This window comes from Alkaliphilus serpentinus (genome assembly GCF_009017255.1).
GTDB lineage: Bacteria > Bacillota > Clostridia > Peptostreptococcales > Natronincolaceae > Alkaliphilus_D > Alkaliphilus_D serpentinus.
Map to the genome: position 1 here is coordinate 1 of NZ_WBZB01000052.1, position 20,513 is coordinate 20,513.

Annotated in this window: 22 protein-coding genes; 7 read left to right on the forward strand and 15 right to left on the reverse strand. The window is 36.7% G+C overall.

The genetic code is table 11. From position 1 onward, the window contains the following. Positions 1-245: 245 nt before the first annotated feature. The 5 genes from F8153_RS13765 to hgcA all read right to left on the reverse strand — a co-directional run bounded on the left by F8153_RS13765 (position 246) and on the right by hgcA (position 3,341). Positions 246-560: an AzlD domain-containing protein gene (locus F8153_RS13765; RefSeq protein ID WP_151866940.1), complete on the reverse strand. Its 315-nt coding sequence runs from the start codon at positions 558-560 to the stop codon at positions 246-248. Continuing rightward, positions 553-1,257, reverse strand: coding sequence for an AzlC family ABC transporter permease (locus F8153_RS13770; protein ID WP_151866941.1), 705 nt, complete (start codon positions 1,255-1,257; stop codon positions 553-555). Before F8153_RS13770 ends, F8153_RS13765 begins: the two co-directional genes overlap by 8 nt. A 24-nt stretch (positions 1,258-1,281) precedes the next feature. After that, a complete protein-coding gene (locus F8153_RS13775) occupies positions 1,282-1,884 on the reverse strand; it encodes a DUF3137 domain-containing protein (protein ID WP_151866942.1) in 603 nt (200 codons plus the stop codon). Positions 1,885-1,958: 74 nt separating this feature from the next. Continuing rightward, on the reverse strand, positions 1,959-2,174 hold the full coding sequence (locus tag F8153_RS13780; RefSeq protein WP_151866975.1) for a 4Fe-4S binding protein: 216 nt from the start codon (positions 2,172-2,174) through the stop codon (positions 1,959-1,961). Between the two features lie 18 nt (positions 2,175-2,192). Next, positions 2,193-3,341, reverse strand: coding sequence for a mercury methylation corrinoid protein HgcA (gene hgcA, locus F8153_RS13785; protein WP_252989043.1), 1,149 nt, complete (start codon positions 3,339-3,341; stop codon positions 2,193-2,195). 137 nt (positions 3,342-3,478) lie between these two features. Between hgcA and ku the strand changes: the two genes are divergently transcribed. Genes ku through ligD form a run of 3 tightly spaced genes read left to right on the forward strand, consistent with a single transcriptional unit; the run spans position 3,479 to position 6,091 of the window. Continuing rightward, positions 3,479-4,288 carry a non-homologous end joining protein Ku gene (gene ku, locus F8153_RS13790; RefSeq protein ID WP_151866944.1) on the forward strand — a complete coding sequence of 270 codons (810 nt, stop codon included), beginning with the start codon at positions 3,479-3,481 and terminating at the stop codon, positions 4,286-4,288. A 1-nt stretch (position 4,289) separates the two neighbouring features. After that, positions 4,290-5,135, forward strand: coding sequence for an ATP-dependent DNA ligase (locus tag F8153_RS13795; protein ID WP_151866945.1), 846 nt, complete (start codon positions 4,290-4,292; stop codon positions 5,133-5,135). A gap of 23 nt (positions 5,136-5,158) precedes the next feature. After that, entirely contained in the window at positions 5,159-6,091 is a 933-nt protein-coding gene (gene ligD / locus F8153_RS13800) for a non-homologous end-joining DNA ligase (RefSeq protein ID WP_207707735.1), read from the forward strand. Here ligD and F8153_RS13805 read toward each other — a convergent pair. Further along, positions 6,057-7,808: a DUF4153 domain-containing protein gene (locus tag F8153_RS13805; protein ID WP_151866947.1), complete on the reverse strand. Its 1,752-nt coding sequence runs from the start codon at positions 7,806-7,808 to the stop codon at positions 6,057-6,059. The two genes, ligD and F8153_RS13805, sit on opposite strands and share 35 nt — an antisense overlap. 271 nt (positions 7,809-8,079) lie before the next feature. Between F8153_RS13805 and F8153_RS13810 the strand changes: the two genes are divergently transcribed. From F8153_RS13810 to F8153_RS13820, 3 genes are all read left to right on the forward strand, one after another. Further along, positions 8,080-8,958, forward strand: a complete 879-nt coding sequence (locus F8153_RS13810; RefSeq protein WP_192929827.1) for a sensor histidine kinase — start codon at positions 8,080-8,082, stop codon at positions 8,956-8,958. A gap of 95 nt (positions 8,959-9,053) precedes the next feature. After that, complete coding sequence (locus F8153_RS13815; RefSeq protein WP_151866949.1) at positions 9,054-9,545, forward strand: NfeD family protein; 492 nt, start codon at positions 9,054-9,056, stop codon at positions 9,543-9,545. A gap of 20 nt (positions 9,546-9,565) precedes the next feature. Further along, positions 9,566-10,309, forward strand: coding sequence for a LytR/AlgR family response regulator transcription factor (locus F8153_RS13820; RefSeq protein WP_151866950.1), 744 nt, complete (start codon positions 9,566-9,568; stop codon positions 10,307-10,309). A gap of 98 nt (positions 10,310-10,407) precedes the next feature. Here the strand turns inward: F8153_RS13820 and F8153_RS13825 are convergent, their stop codons facing one another. Continuing rightward, positions 10,408-10,917, reverse strand: a complete 510-nt coding sequence (locus tag F8153_RS13825) for a ferritin-like domain-containing protein (RefSeq protein ID WP_151866951.1) — start codon at positions 10,915-10,917, stop codon at positions 10,408-10,410. A 186-nt stretch (positions 10,918-11,103) separates the two neighbouring features. Here F8153_RS13825 and F8153_RS13830 point away from each other — a divergent pair, with 186 nt between their 5' ends. Further along, a complete protein-coding gene (locus F8153_RS13830; protein ID WP_151866952.1) occupies positions 11,104-11,952 on the forward strand; it encodes a helix-turn-helix domain-containing protein in 849 nt (282 codons plus the stop codon). A 60-nt stretch (positions 11,953-12,012) separates the two neighbouring features. On the opposite strand, the gene F8153_RS13835 is transcribed toward F8153_RS13830, so the two are convergent. From F8153_RS13835 to F8153_RS13870, 8 genes are all read right to left on the reverse strand, one after another. Next, a complete protein-coding gene (locus tag F8153_RS13835; protein ID WP_151866953.1) occupies positions 12,013-12,468 on the reverse strand; it encodes a nucleoside recognition domain-containing protein in 456 nt (151 codons plus the stop codon). After that, on the reverse strand, positions 12,468-12,896 hold the full coding sequence (locus F8153_RS13840) for a nucleoside recognition domain-containing protein (protein ID WP_151866954.1): 429 nt from the start codon (positions 12,894-12,896) through the stop codon (positions 12,468-12,470). The genes F8153_RS13835 and F8153_RS13840 overlap by 1 nt, the downstream gene beginning before the upstream one ends. A gap of 163 nt (positions 12,897-13,059) precedes the next feature. Then, positions 13,060-14,337, reverse strand: a complete 1,278-nt coding sequence (gene larA, locus F8153_RS13845; RefSeq protein ID WP_151866955.1) for a nickel-dependent lactate racemase — start codon at positions 14,335-14,337, stop codon at positions 13,060-13,062. Positions 14,338-14,418: 81 nt separating this feature from the next. Next, positions 14,419-15,834, reverse strand: a complete 1,416-nt coding sequence (locus F8153_RS13850; protein WP_151866956.1) for an FAD-binding oxidoreductase — start codon at positions 15,832-15,834, stop codon at positions 14,419-14,421. Then, positions 15,835-16,836: an electron transfer flavoprotein subunit alpha/FixB family protein gene (locus F8153_RS13855; RefSeq protein ID WP_151866957.1), complete on the reverse strand. Its 1,002-nt coding sequence runs from the start codon at positions 16,834-16,836 to the stop codon at positions 15,835-15,837. 12 nt (positions 16,837-16,848) lie between these two features. Continuing rightward, complete coding sequence (locus F8153_RS13860; protein WP_151866958.1) at positions 16,849-17,646, reverse strand: electron transfer flavoprotein subunit beta/FixA family protein; 798 nt, start codon at positions 17,644-17,646, stop codon at positions 16,849-16,851. Positions 17,647-17,755: 109 nt separating this feature from the next. Beyond that, positions 17,756-18,460 carry a FadR/GntR family transcriptional regulator gene (locus F8153_RS13865; protein ID WP_151866959.1) on the reverse strand — a complete coding sequence of 235 codons (705 nt, stop codon included), beginning with the start codon at positions 18,458-18,460 and terminating at the stop codon, positions 17,756-17,758. Between the two features lie 42 nt (positions 18,461-18,502). Further along, the gene (locus F8153_RS13870; protein ID WP_151866960.1) at positions 18,503-20,185 is read right to left on the reverse strand and encodes an L-lactate permease; all 1,683 of its coding nucleotides are present in this window, start codon (positions 20,183-20,185) and stop codon (positions 18,503-18,505) included. Positions 20,186-20,513 lie beyond the last annotated feature (328 nt).

Consider the following 20,513-nt stretch of genomic DNA (forward strand, 5'->3'; position numbering starts at 1 on the left):
TCACGTATTACAGGAATGCTTATTTATATAAAAAAATAATTAAGAATGTAGAATTTAGAATGTAGAATGCATGTAGAAACTTCTAAACCAAAATTCTATTCCTTATTTATATTATTCGTTATACTGCTAGTGTTTAAGTCCTTATTCTTAATTCTTAATTCTTAATTCTTAATTCCTTATTACTTATTCCCTATTACTTATTCCCTATTACTTATTCCCTATTACTTATTCCCTAGATATTGTACCTACAAATAACTCCCAATATACAAACTACAAAAGGCTACAAATATGGCCCCCACAACAGATATAATAATTCCACCCTTTTTCCATGCGTAGGCACCTGCAAAAACCATAGCCAAGACAGCCGCTATAGGCATTTGGGGAATGGAATTAAATACTCCTGGAAAGATCAAAGCCCCTAGGGCAGTATAGGGTATATATAGCAAAAACCTCCGTAACCCTTCTGGCAGTCTTCTTCCAGTAACAACTATAAAGGGTAAAAGTCTAGGTATATAGGTTACCAGCATCATTCCTGTTATAAGCATCAATAGGTTATTCATAATCCGTCACTTCCTCTGGCTTAATAATATATACCCCCGCTATGGCAACAATGATAATTGAGAATATCAAGCTCCATCCAGGTGACAATAGTTTAAAATATATAATCAGAGAATTTAATAAACCAGATGAAATGGCTAAGAAAGCAATGCTCTTCTTCTTCTTAGCTTCAGGAATTAAAATAGCAACAAACATAGCATATAATGCTACACCCATACTACTTTGTACTAATTCTGGCAACAATTCACCTGCTAAATATCCCAAAAGGGTTCCTCCTACCCAAGATGAATAGGATGCCAGCTCTAATGGGATTAGAAAGGCCACCCTTAGATATCCCTTTTTAGTCATGGCAATTGAAAAGGTTTCATCTGTAATACCAAAGGCCACCAGGGGAAAATACTTATTATATTCTTCCTTTATTCTGGCTGCAATGGATGCACTCATTAATAAATGCCTCATATTCATTAATAAGGTAGCCACAATAATTTCTCCAGTTGCAACTCCTAGGGCTAAAAGATTAAGGGCCATAAACTGGCTGGCTCCAGCAAAAACCATAATCGATAATAAAAGACTATCTAAAAGGCTTATACCAGTGGTTTTAGATAACATCCCAAAGGCCATAGCAATTGGCAGATAACCCACAACTATGGGAATAGAGGCCTTAAATCCCTCAATATGTAAAGATTTATTTTTCATCATGTCCTATTCTCCTCATTCTACCCTTTAGCTTAAATAATCGACCTTTGGATCCTCATAGGTGGCAGCACCAATATCAACAAGCTCACTAATTACTATTGAAAACATCATAAATAGCCTCTTTAGCCTTTCGATATCTTTAATTACTCCAACCTCTTGGAAATGTAAAAGATCAACGCCTTCAGGGGTTTTCTTAAAGAAACCCTCACTATCCTTAATTTCAAGGGTCATTTTGGGTTGCTCCTCTATTAAGGTTCTTATTTCCACACTAGAAAAAAGTCCTTTAACCAGTTCTTCGTTGTTTCCCTTAATGATATAGTTCTCATCAAAATCCTCATTACCTGTGATAATATCCTGCATCCCCAACATTTTGCCCAAATCACTAAAAAGACCCTTTTTATAGATTTTAAAGTGAAAGCCTTGGGTACTAACAAAGGGAGCCCGTATCCTTGTATAAGTGGTACTACTTTTTCCATGGGATACCGTATAGGTATCCAAGGTAATGTTCCATCCTCTAAAGGCTACCTGTACCATGGATGGCTTAAATATGCTTCCTTCTAAGAACTCTCCCCCTATTTCATCCGCAAACTGCTTCCAAACATCATTTTTACTCGGTCCAAATAACCCCATATTTTTTCCTCCTTTAATTCCTTTTAACAAGTGGGTTCACTACCAGTGAGCCAGCCTTTAATTATGGCATAGGCTCAGCCAACGCCTGTCTTAACAACTATTGCATCGAAGGGACAGTTCTTCATGCAGCCTCCACATTCTATGCAATTGTCTTGATCTAAAAATGCAACCTTATGATCTTCAATAATCAAAACATTATGGGGACAAACCTCTATACAGCCACCACATCCAGAGCATTTATCTGGGTATAGCTTTATATTGGCAACTCCCTTTATATAGCTTAATGACATATATTCCATCAACCCCTTCTATATAAATAAATCTAGTAACAATAATGCCATTCCACCTAACACTCCTATTGCTACAACAGGGATTAGCCTGAGGGTTTCCCTTTGAACCCCCGAAAAGGAAGTAAAGGTGGTGGACCCTGTAAAATTAGTTCCTAGATACCCCATGATAGAAGCCATCAACAATAGATGTCCCAGAGTCTCATAACTACTTCCATATATAAAGAAAAAGTCTCTAAAATGATATACTACTCCACTCCATACTACAGCTAAGAAAAGAGCTTTTACGAAGAACATCCGAAAGGGCAATAGTGGTAATAGTGCAGGTAAAACCAAGGTTACTATTGCAATTGCTACAACATATGCAAAAGCTGTCATCACAGTTGAAATCCATAGTCCCTCAGTAGTTTTAAATAAATTGTATAGAAATATCAGTATCAAAACTATAGGGAAATGCTTCATAGACATTATAAACTCCAAGGGGGAAACCAACAATCTCTCCTTTAGAGTGAAGGTTACCCTTCTCATCTCCCCAGTGGCCTTAAAACCATTTTCAATATAGCTTTTTATGTCACTGGCCCTAATAGGACCAAATTCTCCTTTAAAGCCTGTGTACTTAAATATTTCGTGGGCTGCTACCCCCGGAGCTGATAATTGAGGTAAAATTAATCTTCTATGATTCACCAATTCATCAAGCTGGTTTTTCTTAACCTGATAGATTATTTCCTCAGCTGAAAAGCTACCTTTTCCTGCAGCACACCATACATTTATCCCCTTGGTATCGATCACTAAAATCCATAAATTTAGGTTCTTTAATTCCCTTCTAAGCTGATCTAGGGTTAGCTTATAGTTAGCTGTTACCAAAATAGGGGATTCTTTATGGGGGGTTCCTACAGCATATACTCCTGTAGGTACATGATAGTTATCTCTATGGATACCGAATCTAACCTTCAGGTGATCAAGATGATCCTTTCGTACCAACTGAGTTTTGAGTCTTTTAATATTCCCAATAGCTGTTTCTATTTCGCCATTAATGGAATGGGCCATATACTTATCACTGATATTGCAACGGTCTTCAGAATACTTCTTTAAAATTTTGTCCTCCAAACTGGAGGTTGTCTCTGATGGACCTCAACAGGACTTTCCTTGAGATTTCATTTCATCATTCATACAACTCACCTCTTTGATTAAATCTTGCTACAAGATGATTATACCATATTAGGGTGTAATGATAATATACTGGATAACAACATGAATGAAATACTCAACTATGTAAAAAATACTATGGAAGGCGAGGTGTAAATAAAATGCATACAGTTTGGAAAGGAAGCATCAGCTTTGGTTTAGTCAACATCCCCGTGAAGCTCCATGCAGCAACAGAGGATAAGGATATTAAACTAAGACAGCTTCACAAAAAATGTAACAATCCAATTAAATATCAAAAGACTTGCCCCCACTGTGATGAAGAAGTTAAACCAGAGGATATCATTATGGCCTATGAATATGCTCCAGAAAAATATGTAGTAATTGAAGGGGAGGAACTAGATAGGATTAAGAAAGACCAAGAGGCTAAGGCTGTAGATATCATTAACTTTGTTAAGCTGGAAGAAATTGACCCCATTTACTTCGATCGTTCCTATTACCTAAGCCCCGGGGATGGTGGTGGTAAAGCCTATGCCCTACTTAGAAAATCCCTAACGGATTCTGGAAAGATCGGTTTAGCTAAGATTATGATCAGATCTAAGGAAAAAATGGCAGTTATTAGACCTTATAGCAATACCCTAATTGTAGAAACCCTCCATTTCCCTGATGAGGTCAGAAGCCTGCAGGAGGTACCTAATGTCCCCCATGAGGTTCAGCTTTCAGAGAAGGAACTGAAAACGGCAACTTTACTAATTGATCAGCTAACGGAGGAATTTGAACCTGAAAAATATACCGATGATTACAGAACAGCTTTAATGAATCTAATTGAGGATAAAATGAAGGATGAAGCAGGAGTTGAAGTTAAGGGTAGAGATAATGTTGTGGATTTAATGAAGGCCTTAGAAGAAAGTATTAAGAGAACTAAAGGAGCAAAACCTCCAGTTAAGCAAACCCAAAGGAGGAAAAAAGCATAAGATGTTCTTTAAACCAATGTTATTAGAAACTGCTCCCCATCCCTTCAATTCCACCAGATGTTATTTCGAAATGAAATATGATGGAATTAGACTAGAGTATTCAAATATTCAAGGATTTAACCTCTATACAAGAAATGGCAACCTTGTAACCTCCCAATTTCCTGAGCTGGCCCAATATCCTCTACCAGGTGTTGTTTTAGATGGAGAAGCAATCGTTGAGGATTGTCAAGGAAAGGATGACTTTGAAGGGATTATAAAAAGACTTCGTTTAAAAAAGAAGGATAAAATAGAAGCTGCCATAATGGCACTACCAGTAACCTATTATGTCTTTGATGTTTTATACAATAAAGGGGAAGACCTTCGTCAGAAGCCCCTAACCAATAGGAAGGCCATTCTTAGGGAGGTATTGAAGGCTAGCAACAATACCCATATTAGAATTGTAGATTGGATCGATACCCAAGGGGAAGAACTCTTTCGAAAAGCTCAGGATCACTCTATGGAGGGAATCATCGCAAAAGAAAAGTCATCCCAATACTTATCCCGAAGAAGCAATAAGTGGTTAAAAATTATTAATTGGCTTGATTTGGAGGGAGTCATTTATGGCTATAGGAAGGAAGATCATGCTCTATTATGTAAGGATGATAAAGGCCTTGAAATTGGTGTAATTCATCAGGGTATGACTCCAGATCAGCGGAGAGCCTTCTTAAATATCGCCAAGGACATAAAAGTTGATGAAGACAAGAAGGCGGTCTTCATTGAACCCCTCTTAAGATGCAAATTAAAGGGAAGAGGCTTTACCTCCAGTGGAATGGTACGGTCTCCAGTTTTTATGGACTTCATTTTGTAAATCTAACCAAAGGAGACTTAATTATGGTTCTGTTAAAGGAAAGAAATCGGGTTTTAATCGAAGGACATGAGGTGGATATAACCCACCCTGATAAAATGTATTATCCTAAAAAAAAGATCACAAAGCTTAGCTACATTCAATACTTGATAGATGTATCAGCCTACTTATTACCCTTTTTAAAGGATAGGGTATTAACAGCAATTAGATATCCTAGGGGAGTAGAGGGAGAATCCTTTTATCAAAAAAGTTGCCCTGAGTACGCTCCAGACTTTATTAAAACCTACCTTCATGAGGATATAGAGTATATCGTAGTATCGGATTTAGCCACTTTGGTTTGGTTAGGGAACCAAGGTGCTTTAGACCTACATATCCCCTTTAACTCAATAAACTCCAGTTATCCATCAGAAATCGTTTTTGACCTAGATCCCCCAAGGCGGGAGGATTTCATCTTGGCGGTGGAAGCAGCAATAATCCTCAAGGATATTTTAGATAGGTTAGAAATCCCATCCTTTATAAAGACCTCTGGCAATAAGGGTTTGCAGGTTTATATCCCCCTACCAGAGGCTACCTACACCTATGAGGATACTAGGAAATTCACTGAGTTTATTGCTAACTACCTGGTGAAAATTGAACCCAAATGGTTTACCATTGAACGAATAAAGAAAAATCGGGGAAATAGACTATATGTTGATTACTTACAGCATGCAGCTGGTAAAACCCTTATTGCCCCCTATTCAGCTAGGGGCAATGAAGAAGCATCTGTGGCTACCCCCTTGTTCTGGCATGAGGTGACAAGAAGCCTTAAGCCCTCCGCCTTTACAATTGATAACCTTCCAGAGAGAATTAGGAGGATGGGCTGTCCCTTTGCAGATTTTTTCAATACAAAGACATCCCAGAGCTTTGATCGGGTTTTGGAGGGACTTATTTTATCTTCACAAACAAGTAAAACTCCATGAAATCTAAGTTAAGGGTATCCCCATTGCTATTTGCAGATAATCCCATATTTTTAGTAATAAGCTGAACCTTAATCTGTTGACTTTCGTCTATAAAGGTCATGGTTTCTTTACTTTGATTATACTCCCCATTACTTTTTTCATGGATGGCTAAAGCTATTTCCTCTAGATCTTTACTATATAATAGCTTACCCTCCTTAATGATACGAAGTTCTTTACCATCTTCATCATAGCTTATTTCTATATTTCCTTCATAGGGTCTGCTACTACGGTTGTAAAAAGAGAAATCAATAAAATAATCATAATCTCCGATTTCATAAAGGTCTATGCTATTTTCTAAACTATAGGAATTGTATTTACGTGGAAAATCCCAATAGTAATCCCTTATTTCAAAGTCCAGTTTCTCCTCCAGTTCTTTTAGATTCATATCCTCTGGAACATATTTTAGATCACCTATCCTATGATTATGATCAAAGTAGAGAACAATACTACTTAATTCCTTTTTTACCTCCTCTGATAAATCTGTAGGGGCATTTTGTAGCTCTTCATTGGCCAACAGATTATTTTCCTTCAACAGCATCTCAAATCTAGAATTCTGACTATACTTAGATATTGTGTAGGCATTGATGGGTCCAATTACTGAAACTATAAAAATAATAGCAATTGATATAAATAGTACAATGGTTTTGGGACTTCTTTTTATAGCTAAATAGGTCATATTTCCAAAAACCCAAAGGGCAGCCATCAGAACAAAATGCCTGTTTTCTGTAACCCCATAGGCATTTATTCGAATACCTAAAGCTATAAGCATCATCATGATCAGGGGTAGTATGGCTCTTGGAAGATTACTTGTAAAGGCCCTAGCCCATTTATTGTTCTCCCTTATAGGATAAACCAAAAACACTACAAAGGTGCTGATTAATCCATACCATAATACTAAATGAGATATCCTAATTTCTGGCCATTCCCTTGTTAAAATAATCCTTCCAAAGTAAACATATAAGATGACGGTATAGACCACCAACAAGGGCATAATGATATACAGAAGAAGTACCTTTATAACCTTAGAATAATTCTCCTTTGACATATCTTGATTAGATAATGGTAGGGTTGACAAAAAGTAGCTTGGAGCAAAAATTCCAGCAACGATTAACCATATATCTAAGTACAACTCAGATGCTACATCTATAGAGAATAATGTTTCTATAGTAAATAGGATGGCAGCCAGACCTAGAAAAAGAATAACAGCATAAAGATAGGTTATAAAAAAGTCGGTTATTAATTTGATAATATAGACCTCAAAGCCTCTTCTTTTTATAAAATAGGGTATAAAGGCAAAGGTAAAATAAAAGGATAGAGTGATTGCTATATATCTAGTGGTGGAAACCATTGTCATATCCTTTATAAAAAACAAATAATACAGAGCTAAGAAAGCAATACCAGCAGCCTCAATAATTAGTTTAGTACTTACCTTGTAGGCTTTTATTCTTTCAAATAAAACCTGTACTACTAAGAAAAGTGGTATTCCTAGAGCAAAGGTCATAGCCAGTCTTCTATAGGTATCCCAAGGGACACTTCCCGAAGGAAAGTCATGATTTTGCATAATAAGGGTGATAACCGTCGCTATAGCCATTGTTATTGGGATGGGAAATCTTTTAAAGCTCAAAGATAGCTTTTGCACTATGGTATTAAAATATTGTTTAATATTAAATTTTAACATTTCGCATTGTCCCCTTTCAGTTTAACGATAAAATATAGTCAAGAGTATAAATTTAATTTATTCATTTGATTTTATCTTATATTTCTAATTTTCAATCTTCATTTTTCATTTTTCATTTTTAACTTTCAATTTTCAATTTTTTTGTGTCCTTATTCTATTAATACCCACTTAAGTTGTCTGCTATAACTAATTATACTTTATATCCAAAAAATATTGTATAATTATTATAATGATGATTTAAAATTGAAATATAAAAAGAAGAGGTAATATGATGCAGGAAAAATCCATTAGCCTAAAGAAAATTACAACATCTATATTTCTAGTAAGTATTCTTCAAGCAGGTGCCCTAATATCGGTAATTGTCTATATATTTTTTGAGGACACCATCGGTTTTAGAAGGGTGATAAGTAACTTTAGGTTTTATACCATCCCCATTTTACTACTATTACTTTTGTATACCTATTTTATGTTTAAGCATATTCAGATAATGCTAAAGAGCAATCGTCAATATAGTATCATTAGTGAAACAAATCAACAGCTTATTGATCTTAACAATACCCTTAGATCTCAACGTCACGATTTTATGAATCATCTACAAGTGGTTTATGGTCTCATAGAAATGGATGAGTATTCTGACGCAAAGGATTATATTGAGAAAATTTATAAAGATATGCAAAAAGTAAACGGAGTTTTGAAGACCAAGAATCCTGCTGTAAATGCCCTAATACAAGCAAAGATCATTCATGCGGAAAAGCTAGATATTATCTTTAAGGCCAACTTAAAAACACAGCTTCAGGGACTACCAATGCCCTCTTGGGAATTCTGTAAAATTCTAGCCAATATAATAGACAATGGCATATACGCTTTAAAAGAGAAACCTAACAAGAAATTGTTATATCTTGAATTGTATGAAGATATGAAGGGCTTCGGTTTTATCATAAACAATAATGGTAGTAAAATTCCTGAGGATATAATTGATAAAATCTTTGACGGAGGCTTTACAACAAAGGGCAAAGAGGGTGAAGGTATGGGCCTTGCCATCACTAAAAGTACCCTTCAGCGTTTTGGAGGATCAATTTCGGTAATCAGCAATGATGATATAACTCAATTTAAGGGTTATATTCCTAAAATGGTGAATCAACCCCAATGACACCTCAGACAAAAAAATGTACTGTATAGAAGACATAGCTTTTCTTTTTTTATCAATGTTTTATAATTTATATAAGGTATAATGGAGGTGATAGAATGAGTATCTTGGCTGGAATAAGTTGGATTGCAGCTCTGTGTTTTTTAATAGGCTTTGTAATGATCATTATTGAAATATATATTCCCGGATTTGGCATAGCAGGAATAACTGGTATAATTCTATTTATTGTAGGAATTGTTTTGTCGGCGGATAGCTTTCTAGAAGCCCTTATTATGATCTTAATCATTCTCAGTATTCTAGGTGTTATGCTAATTCTAGTGATAAACTCAGCTTCTAAAGGAAAATTTGGTAGAAGTTTTATTCTTACCACAGCCCTAAATAAGGAGTCAGGTTATATTGGTGTTGAGGATTTGGTTTACTTCTTGAATAAGGAAGGAAAAACTGTTACCAAACTAAGACCATCTGGTACAGCTGACTTTGATGGAGTTAAGCTGGATGTAGTATCCGATGGAGAATTTATTGAGGCAGGGGTGAAAGTTAAGGTAATTAGCGTCCAAGGAAGGCGAATCGTAGTCAGATCAATTGAGTAGCATACTAAAGGAGGGTGTTTATGGATCTAAGGGTGATTATAGCAGATGATGATGATGGTATGAGGCTGTTGCTGAAAAAGGCCCTAGATAAACAAAATGATATTCAAATTGTAGGTGAAGGGGTTGACGGTGAAGAAGCCCTACATTTGTACGAGACCTTAAATCCCGATGTCGTTTTTTTAGATGTTGAAATGCCTAAAATTAATGGCATAGAATGTGCTAAAAAAATTGCGGATATAAACCCCAAGGCAGTCATTATATTTGTAACGGCCTTTAATGACTATATGCCTCAAGCCTTTGAGTTATACGCCTTTGATTATTTAATAAAGCCCTTTAAAATAGATAGGCTTAAGCAAACAATTGAACGGATAAAATCCATTGAAACTAAAGAAGATACTGCTTTAATTCATAAGATCATTAAATATGAAAAGGGATTAGAGAAGCTAATCGTTAAAAATAAGGAAGGTCTTTCTTTTGTAGATATTAAGGATATCATCATCATACAAAGGGAGAATCGCAGCACGGTTTTATACACAGAAAAGGATAGCTTTTCTACTTCAGAGAGTTTGAGTATCCTGGAGGAGAAGCTAGATAGGAATCTCTTTTTTCGAAGTCATAAATCTTATATTATCAATATATCAATGATTGAAAAAATCTATCCCTATGGAAGATGGACCTATATCGTTAAGCTGAAAAATACCGATAAGGATGCCCTTCTTACCCATGAAAGATTTAATGATTTGGAGCGAATTTTTACATCGTAAATTACTTAAAAATAAGCCTATTGCTTTTGTTTTCAACCTATGGCACAAGTTCTTAAACAGCAAAAGATCAAGCTTTTCCAGCTTGATCTTTTAGTCTTCTATTTAATATTTTTCATATCTTCTTTAATTCTATTAATATCCGTTATCCAATCTTCAATGTCCTGTTCATGCTCTAATTCCTCATTTAGGATGTTAATGGCCATTTGGTGGGTGGTAAAATCCTTACCATTGGTGAACTCAGCTATTTCTTGATATCTATCAATTGCACATCGCTCTCCATCAAGATTTTGCTCTAGGATGGCAATTATGTATGGATCCGTTGGTTCTTCATATGCACAGCGACTTAGCTTTGTCCAGTCAGATGGATTCAATACTGGAGTTCCTCCAAGTTGAATAATTCTATCAACAACTAAAGTAGCATGATTTAGTTCTTGGTCTGCATGTAATAGAAGCTCCTTCTCTATATCGCTTCTCATAGGCCCCTCCATTAGTCTAGCACCAATCCAATATTGATAGTAGGCTAACCATTCCTCACTTAAGGCAGCATTCAGCATTTCGATTAACTTTTCAACATCAAGATTTAGAATATTTACTCCTCTTTTACCCATAATACCTCTCCCTTCTATTTTTGTCACATAAAAGAATTACCCTTACAATATTCATTTTAACATTTTTTTGGCAAAAAAATAAAGTTTTTCTCGATAAGCTTCTTTAACTTTTGGAAAAAATATCATATACTGTGTTGATTTAGGTAGTATAATAATTGTAATACGATTTTATGGAGGAAATATTTAATGGAAGTAAAGTTTATTCAAAGAATACAGCGGGCAATAGACTATATTGAAGATCGACTACATGAAAGCATACAAATTGAAGACGTTGCAAAGGCAGCTTATATGTCCCAATCCGCCCTATACAACATGTTTTCTAGCCTTACTGGCACATCTGTGAAGGAGTATATTAGAAACAGAAGATTATCCTTATCTGCTTATGACTTAATATTTACCGATATGCGGATTCTTGATATAGCAGTTAAATTTCAATATTCCAGCTACGAATCCTATTCTAGAGCCTTTAAAAAGGTATACAAAATATCCCCTAACAAATATAGAAGGAATGGGGAATACACAAACATTTATCCTAGAGTAACATTGCGATTCAGATATTATACTGGGGGTAATGATATGGTAGATATGGATGTTAAGAGAGACTTCTTAATAGAGGAGCATCTTCAAGATACCGATGGTTACATTTTAAGTTTAGATATAGATGATTTTAAAGACATTAATATAAACTACGGATATAGTATCGGGGACAAAGTACTTAAAGAGATTCCCGAAAGAATTCAGTCTGTATTCCAATGTTATCAAATATCTGCAGATGTTACACATGTCAATAGTGATGAATTTGTTGTAATAATCAAAGAAGATACCAGTTCCTATATTCATGAGCTAACCCATGATATTATCAATGTATTAAATACTGAATTTACTTATGGGAACATCTCCATTAAGATTTCTGTGACCATGGATATTTCCAAGTTTTCTTTAGATCAGAATGATGAAGATTTAATAAAGAATGCCCAAAGGACCCTTCAGATAACAAAGGAAAAGAGGAATCAAAGGTACATCCCTTTAGATTAATCAAGACTTTTAGACAAATTGATCCCCAGTGCTAAAAGCTTTAGCCTAGAGGGATCTTTTTTATTTGTTATTTGCATTTAGGGATATTACGACTGAAGTCTTCTTAGCTATAAAACAGGTTAATATAAAGGCCGCCACTAGACGGGTACCAATTATTATAAAGCCATTAGCACCTACTGCAACAAACAAAAGAGTATCTTCGAATACTGCATGACAGGTGGCTAAAAAAATAGTAATGATTAGTAGATCTCGTTTTGTTAATTCCCCTTCTTTAGCACTTTGTATGATTACACCAGCACCATAGGATAGTCCAAATATAATTCCTACCAATAATGGCAATACAGCTTCATCAGAGGTTTTAAAAATTCTGCTTAGAAAGTTGAAGGGCTTCGTAATTTTATCCAATATTTTAAAATCCTTTAATACCTGTAGTGCAATCATTATTGGGATTATAATAATTGCTATTGAGTAGACTGAATGAATACTTCCAAAAAATCCTTCCTTTAATACTTCCATTATGATATTAAACCCCCTAACCTACCCAAAATTACACCAGAAGCAATTGCCAGCATCAACCTAACTGCAACGACTTTAAATCCACTTATGCCGAGCTTTTTCGTTACTGCTGTCTCCACTAAAAGAGAATGGGAAAAGGACAGCATCATGGCTATTACCGTTACCTCTAAAGGACTTAGTTCTATTGCTTTAATGGCGCCTATTGCAGCATAAAGGTTTAGTACATTCCCTAAAACAAGAACTATTGCTGCTTCACCAGACAAATTAAAGAGGGCCATTATTGGTCTAAAGGCATCTGCAATCCAATTTATGATAACCGTATGTTTTAAAATTGTAATAATAAAGTATACTGGAATAATGATTTTCCCTAGCATCCAGGTTGTTTCTAGTCCCTTTTTGAATCCTGTTTTAATGGAGTTTATCAGCATGATTTATTCATCTCCTTAGGCTACATAGGTTTCGTTACCCTTATTATTATAGCAAGTTTTTTATCTATAGCACTAGGATTTTTTAAGTGCCTATTAAAAAATATACAAAAACAGATTCAGCAATCCCATAAAACTACTGAATCTGTTATTTTGATTTACTCATCTATTGCTTTACAATAACTGATACACCATCTGGTATTACCGTAACGCTGGCATCCTTACCCTTTATTTCAAAGGCCATTTTCATAGCCTCCTCCAATGTATAGGCATGTAACATGTGCATATCTGTAACCATCTTAGAATCACATTGATCTGTAACAAGAATTACTTTGTGCTTAATTAATAATCTTGCTAAAATTTGTGATTCCCATTGATCTGGAATGGTTTTTTCCATCGGAATTTTCATTATGGTATCCATAACATCTTGTGCTGTTTTGTGGTCTAAAAAGGTCTGGTAGAAAGCTTCTCCACCATGGCCATCATTACATGCAGAGGCTATGATGATTACTGCATCCTCCTTGGCTGTGGCCTCAGCTGCCGTCATTCCCTTTACTGTCTGATAGATATTCTGATCTAATGGATATCCTCCATTGGAAGTAACCACAATATCGGCAGGAACAGGCTCTACACTGGCTAAGCCTGTAACAAATTCACAGCCCTCTTTATGGGCCAGCTCTCTATTACCTGCATAAGCACTTATAATCTTTTTGTTAGCATCGATCACAACATTTAATATAAAAGCTAAATTGGCAGCTTCTGCAGCATATAACATGTCCTTATGAATAGGATTTCCTTCTAGAACTCCTGTACGAGATTTCTCATGATATATAAACTGTGAGCAATGATTTGCCAACACCGTTGTTCTACCAGCTACCCCGGGTAATACACTCTTTCTCCCCCCTGAGAAACCAGCAAAGAAGTGGGGCTCGATAAAGCCTTCAGAAATTAACAGATCCGCCTCCATAGCCATTCGGTTAAGCCAAAGCTCCCCACCCGAGGGTAATATCCCTACTTTAACTAGGGTGCTTTCATCAAAGCAGTTGTGGTTTATAAACCTCTCATTTTTTACAAGCTCTTCACCGAATTTATTCAGCATTTCTGCTTCGGTAGTGGGTCTATGAAAGCCTGTAGCTATTAATATGGTAATATCTGCTTCAGGATTACCCTCCCGGATTTCTTTCAACACGATTGGCAGGGTAATGCTACTTGGAACGGGTCTTGTATGGTCACTGGTAATGATGACAACTTTTTTCTTCCCAACAGCCAAGTCCCTTAATGGTGGTGAAGCAATTGGCTTATCTAAAGCCTTTCTAACAATTGTTGCCTCTGGATCATCAGTCTTAAAATGATGGGCCTTTGACTCTAATATTCCCTTTAGATTTTGATCAGGGACTTTTAGATCAACAAACCCCCTGGAATAGGGTATTTTTATGATAGCCATCCTTTTCTCCTCCTTGTATTAAATACAAGCAAATGATTGCAGCGCTAATAACAGGGCTGCAACCAATTACTTGCCATGTCTTTATTCTAAATCAAATATTTTACCTGGATTCATGATGTGGTTTGGATCCCATGCTTTTTTAATGGCCTTCATAAGGTTTAGCTCCACAGGATTGATTACTTCTTTTAAGTAATTTTTACGTTTTAAGCCTATACCATGCTCACCACTAATCTTTCCTCCAAGCTTTTTAGTTACCTCATAAAGTTCTCTAAGGGCTTTAGGTTCTATTTCATGCCAATGCTCCATTGTATGATTTGGATTTTTAACTAAGGTTGCATGGAGGTTACCATCACCAGCGTGACCATAGCAAGGGATTTTTATATCATACTTTTCTGAGATTCTGTCTAACTCAGGAATGATATCTGGAATGGTTGCAATAGGTACAACTATATCCTCTAAGCTTTGAACAGGGCTTACAACCTTAAAGGCCTCTGCAATATTACGTCTTACACTCCATATTCTTTCTTGAGTGGTATAGTTATCTGCAACATAAACCTCAATAGCTCCATTATCCATACAAAGGTCCCCTATTGACTCAGTATCCTTCTCAACCTGCTCTGCATTGGTTCCGTCCACCTCTATTAACAGCATTGCGCCGCAATCCTGATAGGGAAGACTTTCATTTAAATATTCACAGGAGGTTTTAACCGATAACTTATCCATAAACTCAATTCCTGTTGGTATTAAACCCTTCGCCATAATTACTGGAACACAATCGATGGCATCCTTAGGATTTTTGTATAGCACCAATAGGTTGGATTTAGCTGTTGGTAAACCCGTTAACTTTATAGTAGCCTTCGTTACAATACCCAAGGTACCTTCAGACCCAACTATTAGCTGTTTCAGATCATATCCACTAACATCCTTCGATAGCTTGCCACCAAGCTCAACAATTTCACCGGTGGGGGTTACCAATTCCATACCCATAATGTACCGACCAGTAACTCCATACTTAACAGCTTTACCCCCTCCAGCATTTTCCGCAATATTGCCTCCTAGAAAACAGGTTTCTAAGCTCATGGGATAGCCTGCATAGAATAATCCTCTATCCTTAATAAGGGCATTAACCTCATTGGTAACAATACCAGTCTCTAAAACCATCATCATATTTCCATCATCTATTTCTAGCACCTTATTCATTTTTTCTATTGAAAGAAGGATTCCACCAAAGGTAGGTATTGCTCCCCCAGATAATCCACTACCTGCTCCCCTTGGAGTTATAGGTATCAGCTCTCTATTTGCCAGTTTAACGATTTTAGCAATTTCTTCAGTTGTTGAGGGTGTCACTACAACTTCGGGCATATGACCATATTCTTCGGCTGATGTTTCATCATGAGAATAGGCTTCCATTTTTTCTTGGTCAGAAAAAACGTTTTTAGGGCCTAAAATTTCTACTAATTCATCAACTATTTTTTTAGTCACGGGATTATATCTCATTTATTTTCCCTCCTTCTTATAATTTTCCAATCTTTGATTTAGCTTTGGAATTACCTCAAATAGGTTTCCTATAATACCAAAGTCTGCTAATTGAAAAATATTGGCATCGGGATCTGTATTTACTGCAATGATGGTTTCTGAGGTCTTTATACCAGCTAAATGCTGAATTGACCCAGATATACCTGCACAAATATACAACTTTGGAGAAATGGTTTTACCGCTTAGTCCTATTTGATGGGGGTAGGGTAACCATCCTCTATCTACGGCATCTCTACTGGCACCTACTACGCCATCAAAACGTTTAGCCAGCTCTTTTAGCATACCAAAATTCTCTTGCTTTTTCATACCCTTACCGCCAGCAACTACAACCTCAGCCTCTTCGATATTTACAAATTCCTCTAAGTCCTTTCTAAAGCCAATCATTTCAACACGATTATCTACCAGCTCATCCTTTAGACTCAATCTAATGATTTTACCTACTCTACCGGTATCTTCAGGGAGAGGTCTACTGGATTTCGGTCTAACGGTAGCCATTTGTGGGTCATGGTTGGGTGTCTTTATAGTAGCCATTATGTTTCCACCTATGGCAGGTCTTGTTTGTAACAAGTGCTTGGTTCCTTCTTCGATATCTAATTCTGTACAATCGGCAGTTAATCCAGTGTTAACCTGAATCGCTACATAAGGCATTAAGCTTCGACCACTGGAGGTGGCTGCAGCCAGTATTGTATGAGGTTTGTATTCTCTGATTAAATCAGAAAGAACATTACTGTGGGTTTCAACTATAAAATTTTCTAATCTTGGATCATCGATAAAATAAACGTTATCGGCTCCTCTATAGATCAATTCTTGAAGGGCTTCATCACTTACATTGCTGCCTAGTAACACTGAGCATAGCTGAGTATTCATCTTATCAGCCAGCTTTCTACCTCTACTTAAAAGCTCAAAGGATACACCCCTGAGTTTACCCTTACTTTGCTCTGCAATAGTCCAAACGTAACTCATCTAGATCCCTCCCTATATCAATTCTTTTTCTTCTAAAAATTTAATTAACTCATCAATGGCTGCATTAATTCCCTCTTCACCATTAGCACTTACCATTTTTCCGCCCCTTGTAACCTTAGGGTAATCAATCTTTACAACCTTAGTTGGAGAACCCTTTAATCCTAAGGATCCTTCATTTAAGTTCATATTCTCAGTAGAAAAAACAGGAATTTCTGTAGCTCGCGCCTTCTTCTTACCCCTTAGGGTTGGAAGTCTAGGATCACTAACCTCCTTAACCACTGTTAAAAGGGTAGGTAGGGGCATTTTTAATATTTGATAACCCTCCTCCACCAGACGCTCAACGGTTATATGGGTATTGGTAACCTCATCCACATGGCTTACATAGGTTGCCAGGGGAATATTTAACCATGCTGCAATACCAGGTCCTACCTGGCCGGTATCTCCGTCAGTTGCCCGTTCACCAGCTAGTACTAAATCAAAGCTACCCATATTCTTAATAGCTTCTGATAATGTATATGAAGTTGCCCAAGTATCAGCTCCGGCAAATTTTCTATCTGTAATCAGTATTCCATCATCACAGCCCATTGCGATTGCTTCTCTAAGTGCTTTTTGTGCAGATGGAGGGCCCATAGTGCAAACAGTAACCTTCCCACCATGGATTTCCTTTAATTGAATCCCTAACTCAATAGCATATAGATCTAGAGGATTGATAACACTTTCAACTCCGTCACGAATCATCGTTCCTGTTTCTTTATCCATCTTAACGTTACTGGTTTCTGGAACTTGCTTTATTGGAATAATTATGTTCAATTTCATTCCCTCCTATTTTTTTATTTCTGTACACAGGTAATAATTGTAAATCATTAACAAATGGATATCAATGCAGGATAACTCAAATAATCTATCCTGCATTGAATGATTAATCTTGATGGTTGGTTAATTCTCGTTCAACAAAATCTAGATGATTAAACATGGCTTTCTTTGCCAAGGATGGATTTCCATCTTTAATAGCAACATAAATATCGTAATGCTGCTGAAATAATTTTTCTGGGTTGCCTTTTTTGCTATAGAGATATTGTCTACTGGTACGCATATTTTGTACCACCAAATCCGAGATCATATTCATTAGCTTTACTAGTGTTTTATTCTTAGTTGCTTCAGCAATAGCATAATGGAACATTGCATCGTTCTCTTCCCCCAAGATTTTTTTCTCCAAATCTACTTCCATTAATTCTATTGCTTTGCTAATTTTACTTAAATCATCATCATCCGATCGCATAGCTGCCAGCTCTGCCGCCTGGGCCTCCATAATTTTTCTAACCTCCAGCAGCTCAATGCTGGCCTCTCTATCTAACATCATAAATAGGGCTAGAGGTTCTATTAATGATTGCTGAGATACTTCTGAAATAAAGGTTCCGTCGCCCTGCTTACTCTCCAGTACCCCAAGGAAATCCAATGCGCTCAGGGCCTCCCGTACTGAAGTGCGGCTAACCTTAAGCTTGTCAGCCAGTTCCTTTTCTGACATAAGCTTATCTCCAGGTTTTAGTTCCCCCTGCCTCATTAATTGATTTATTTGATCTACAATTTGTTGGTAGACCCTTTTGGTTTTTATAGGCTTAAACATCTCTCCATCTCCTAGAATCCTCTAACCTATTGGATTTTTGTTTTAGAATAATCCTGGCACTAGAGCCATTGAAATGTATGCAACGATACCTACCACGATTGCATAGGCAAAGGCAGGAATTGCATTGGTACGAATAACACGTCCTTCCTTACCTAGTACACCAACTGTTGTACAGGCTGCAACTACGTTATGGACACAAATCATGTTACCTGCGGCACCACCAACAACCTGAAGACCTAAGATTACAAGCCTTGACATACCGATTTGATCTGCAACTCCATACTGGAAGCCAGAGAATAGTATGTTAGAGGTTGTGTTACTACCTGACATAAAGGCTCCTAGTATACCTATGAATGGAGCAAAAATAGGCCATACTCCACGGAATATATCCGCAGCTGCCTTAGAAAGGGCAACCATCATACCTACCTCACCAGAGCTATTGTTTCCGGAGTTAAGCATAACTTGTACCATTGCTATTGCAAAACCAAGTGCAATTGCTGCTGGAATAACCTGCTTAATAGAAAGCTTCCAGGTTGCTTTGACTTTTTCTCCACTCATCTTGTGCATAAAGGCTGTTAGGATGGCTACAAGGATGAAGGGAACTGTTCCAGGTAAATATAAATATTGAAGGGCATAATTTAATTTCGTACCCAATATACCCTTTATAGATAAAGTAAAGGTAGAACTAGTTAATATTGGCTTCAATCCAAGTTCTGGTATTCTTGTAACAACCAGTATTACAGATACCAAAATATATGGAAGCCAAGCCATAAAGGGGCTGATTTCCTTTTCTGTAGTTTCAGAAGTTGCTGCTACTTCTTCAATACCTACCCATGAGCTATCCCATTTTGACTTATTGGCAAAGTCCCAAGGGGTTTTAGGCTGTAGAAAGCCCTTCTTTGTAGCTGTAACTACTATAGCTATGGCAATTAAACCACTGGCTAATGAAGGCAATTCTGGTCCTATAAATCTGGCAATTAGCAAATATGGAACCGTAAAGGATAAACCAGCAAAGATTGCAAATGGAGCTACTTCAAATCCTTCCTTAAAGGATTTCTTCTCGCCAAATAGCTTAGTCATCATACAGACGATAATCAGAGGTAAAAATATTCCCATTACAGCATGGGGTATAGAAGCCCAAATACCAACATTTTGCAAGAAAGTATCTCTCGTAAAGCCTGCACCTTCGATCTGAGCCATGATTTCTGGTGTTCCCAGAATGGAGGATACTCCACCTAGAATTGGGGTACCAACGGCACCAAAGCTTACAGGAGTACTGTTACCCACTAAAGCCAGCATAGCTGCTGCAAGGGGCGGGAAGCCTAATCCAACCATTAATGGTCCTGCTAAAGCTGCAGGAGTTCCGAATCCAGCTGCCCCCTCGATGAAGGCCCCAAATAGGAAGGCAATTATAATTGCTTGAACTCTTCTATCTGGACTAATTCCATAGAAGGTTTTGTTGATGGCCTTGATTGCACCACTATTCTTTAAAGTATTCATTAATAGGATTGCACCAAAAACGATAATTAGAATATTAAACGCACTTAGTCCACCAAAAACTGTAGCTCCAGCCAGCCATTGGAAAGGCATTTTCCAAACAAAGGCTGCTAAAATTGCTGCCAAAATCCAAGCTAAAGGCATAACCTTCTTAGCTGGCCAGTTGAAGGCAACCATTAGAACCACCGTTAAAACAATAGGTAAAGAAGCTAACAATGCTAATAACATTAAATAAAACCTCCTTATAATTTTTCCGAAAACGTTTTCAAGCTGATCACGATGTCAGATTGATCTCATCAACCCTCCCTTCAAAAATATGGTCACCCACTCATCGGGTGGTCTTACCAAATAAATATTCAATATTTTTATATTAATTCCTTCTTTTTTCTGAAAATTTCTAAAGTTTTTTATTGTTATTTTTTTAACTTTTAATCTCCTGTAAATGTTGGCATTCCGTTGTTCTATTGGTGCAAATCTCCACATAACCTAGAAGCTAGTGGTTATTTATTTAACTAATAGTGTGCAATTTAAAATTCATTTATCTGAATTTTTAAAT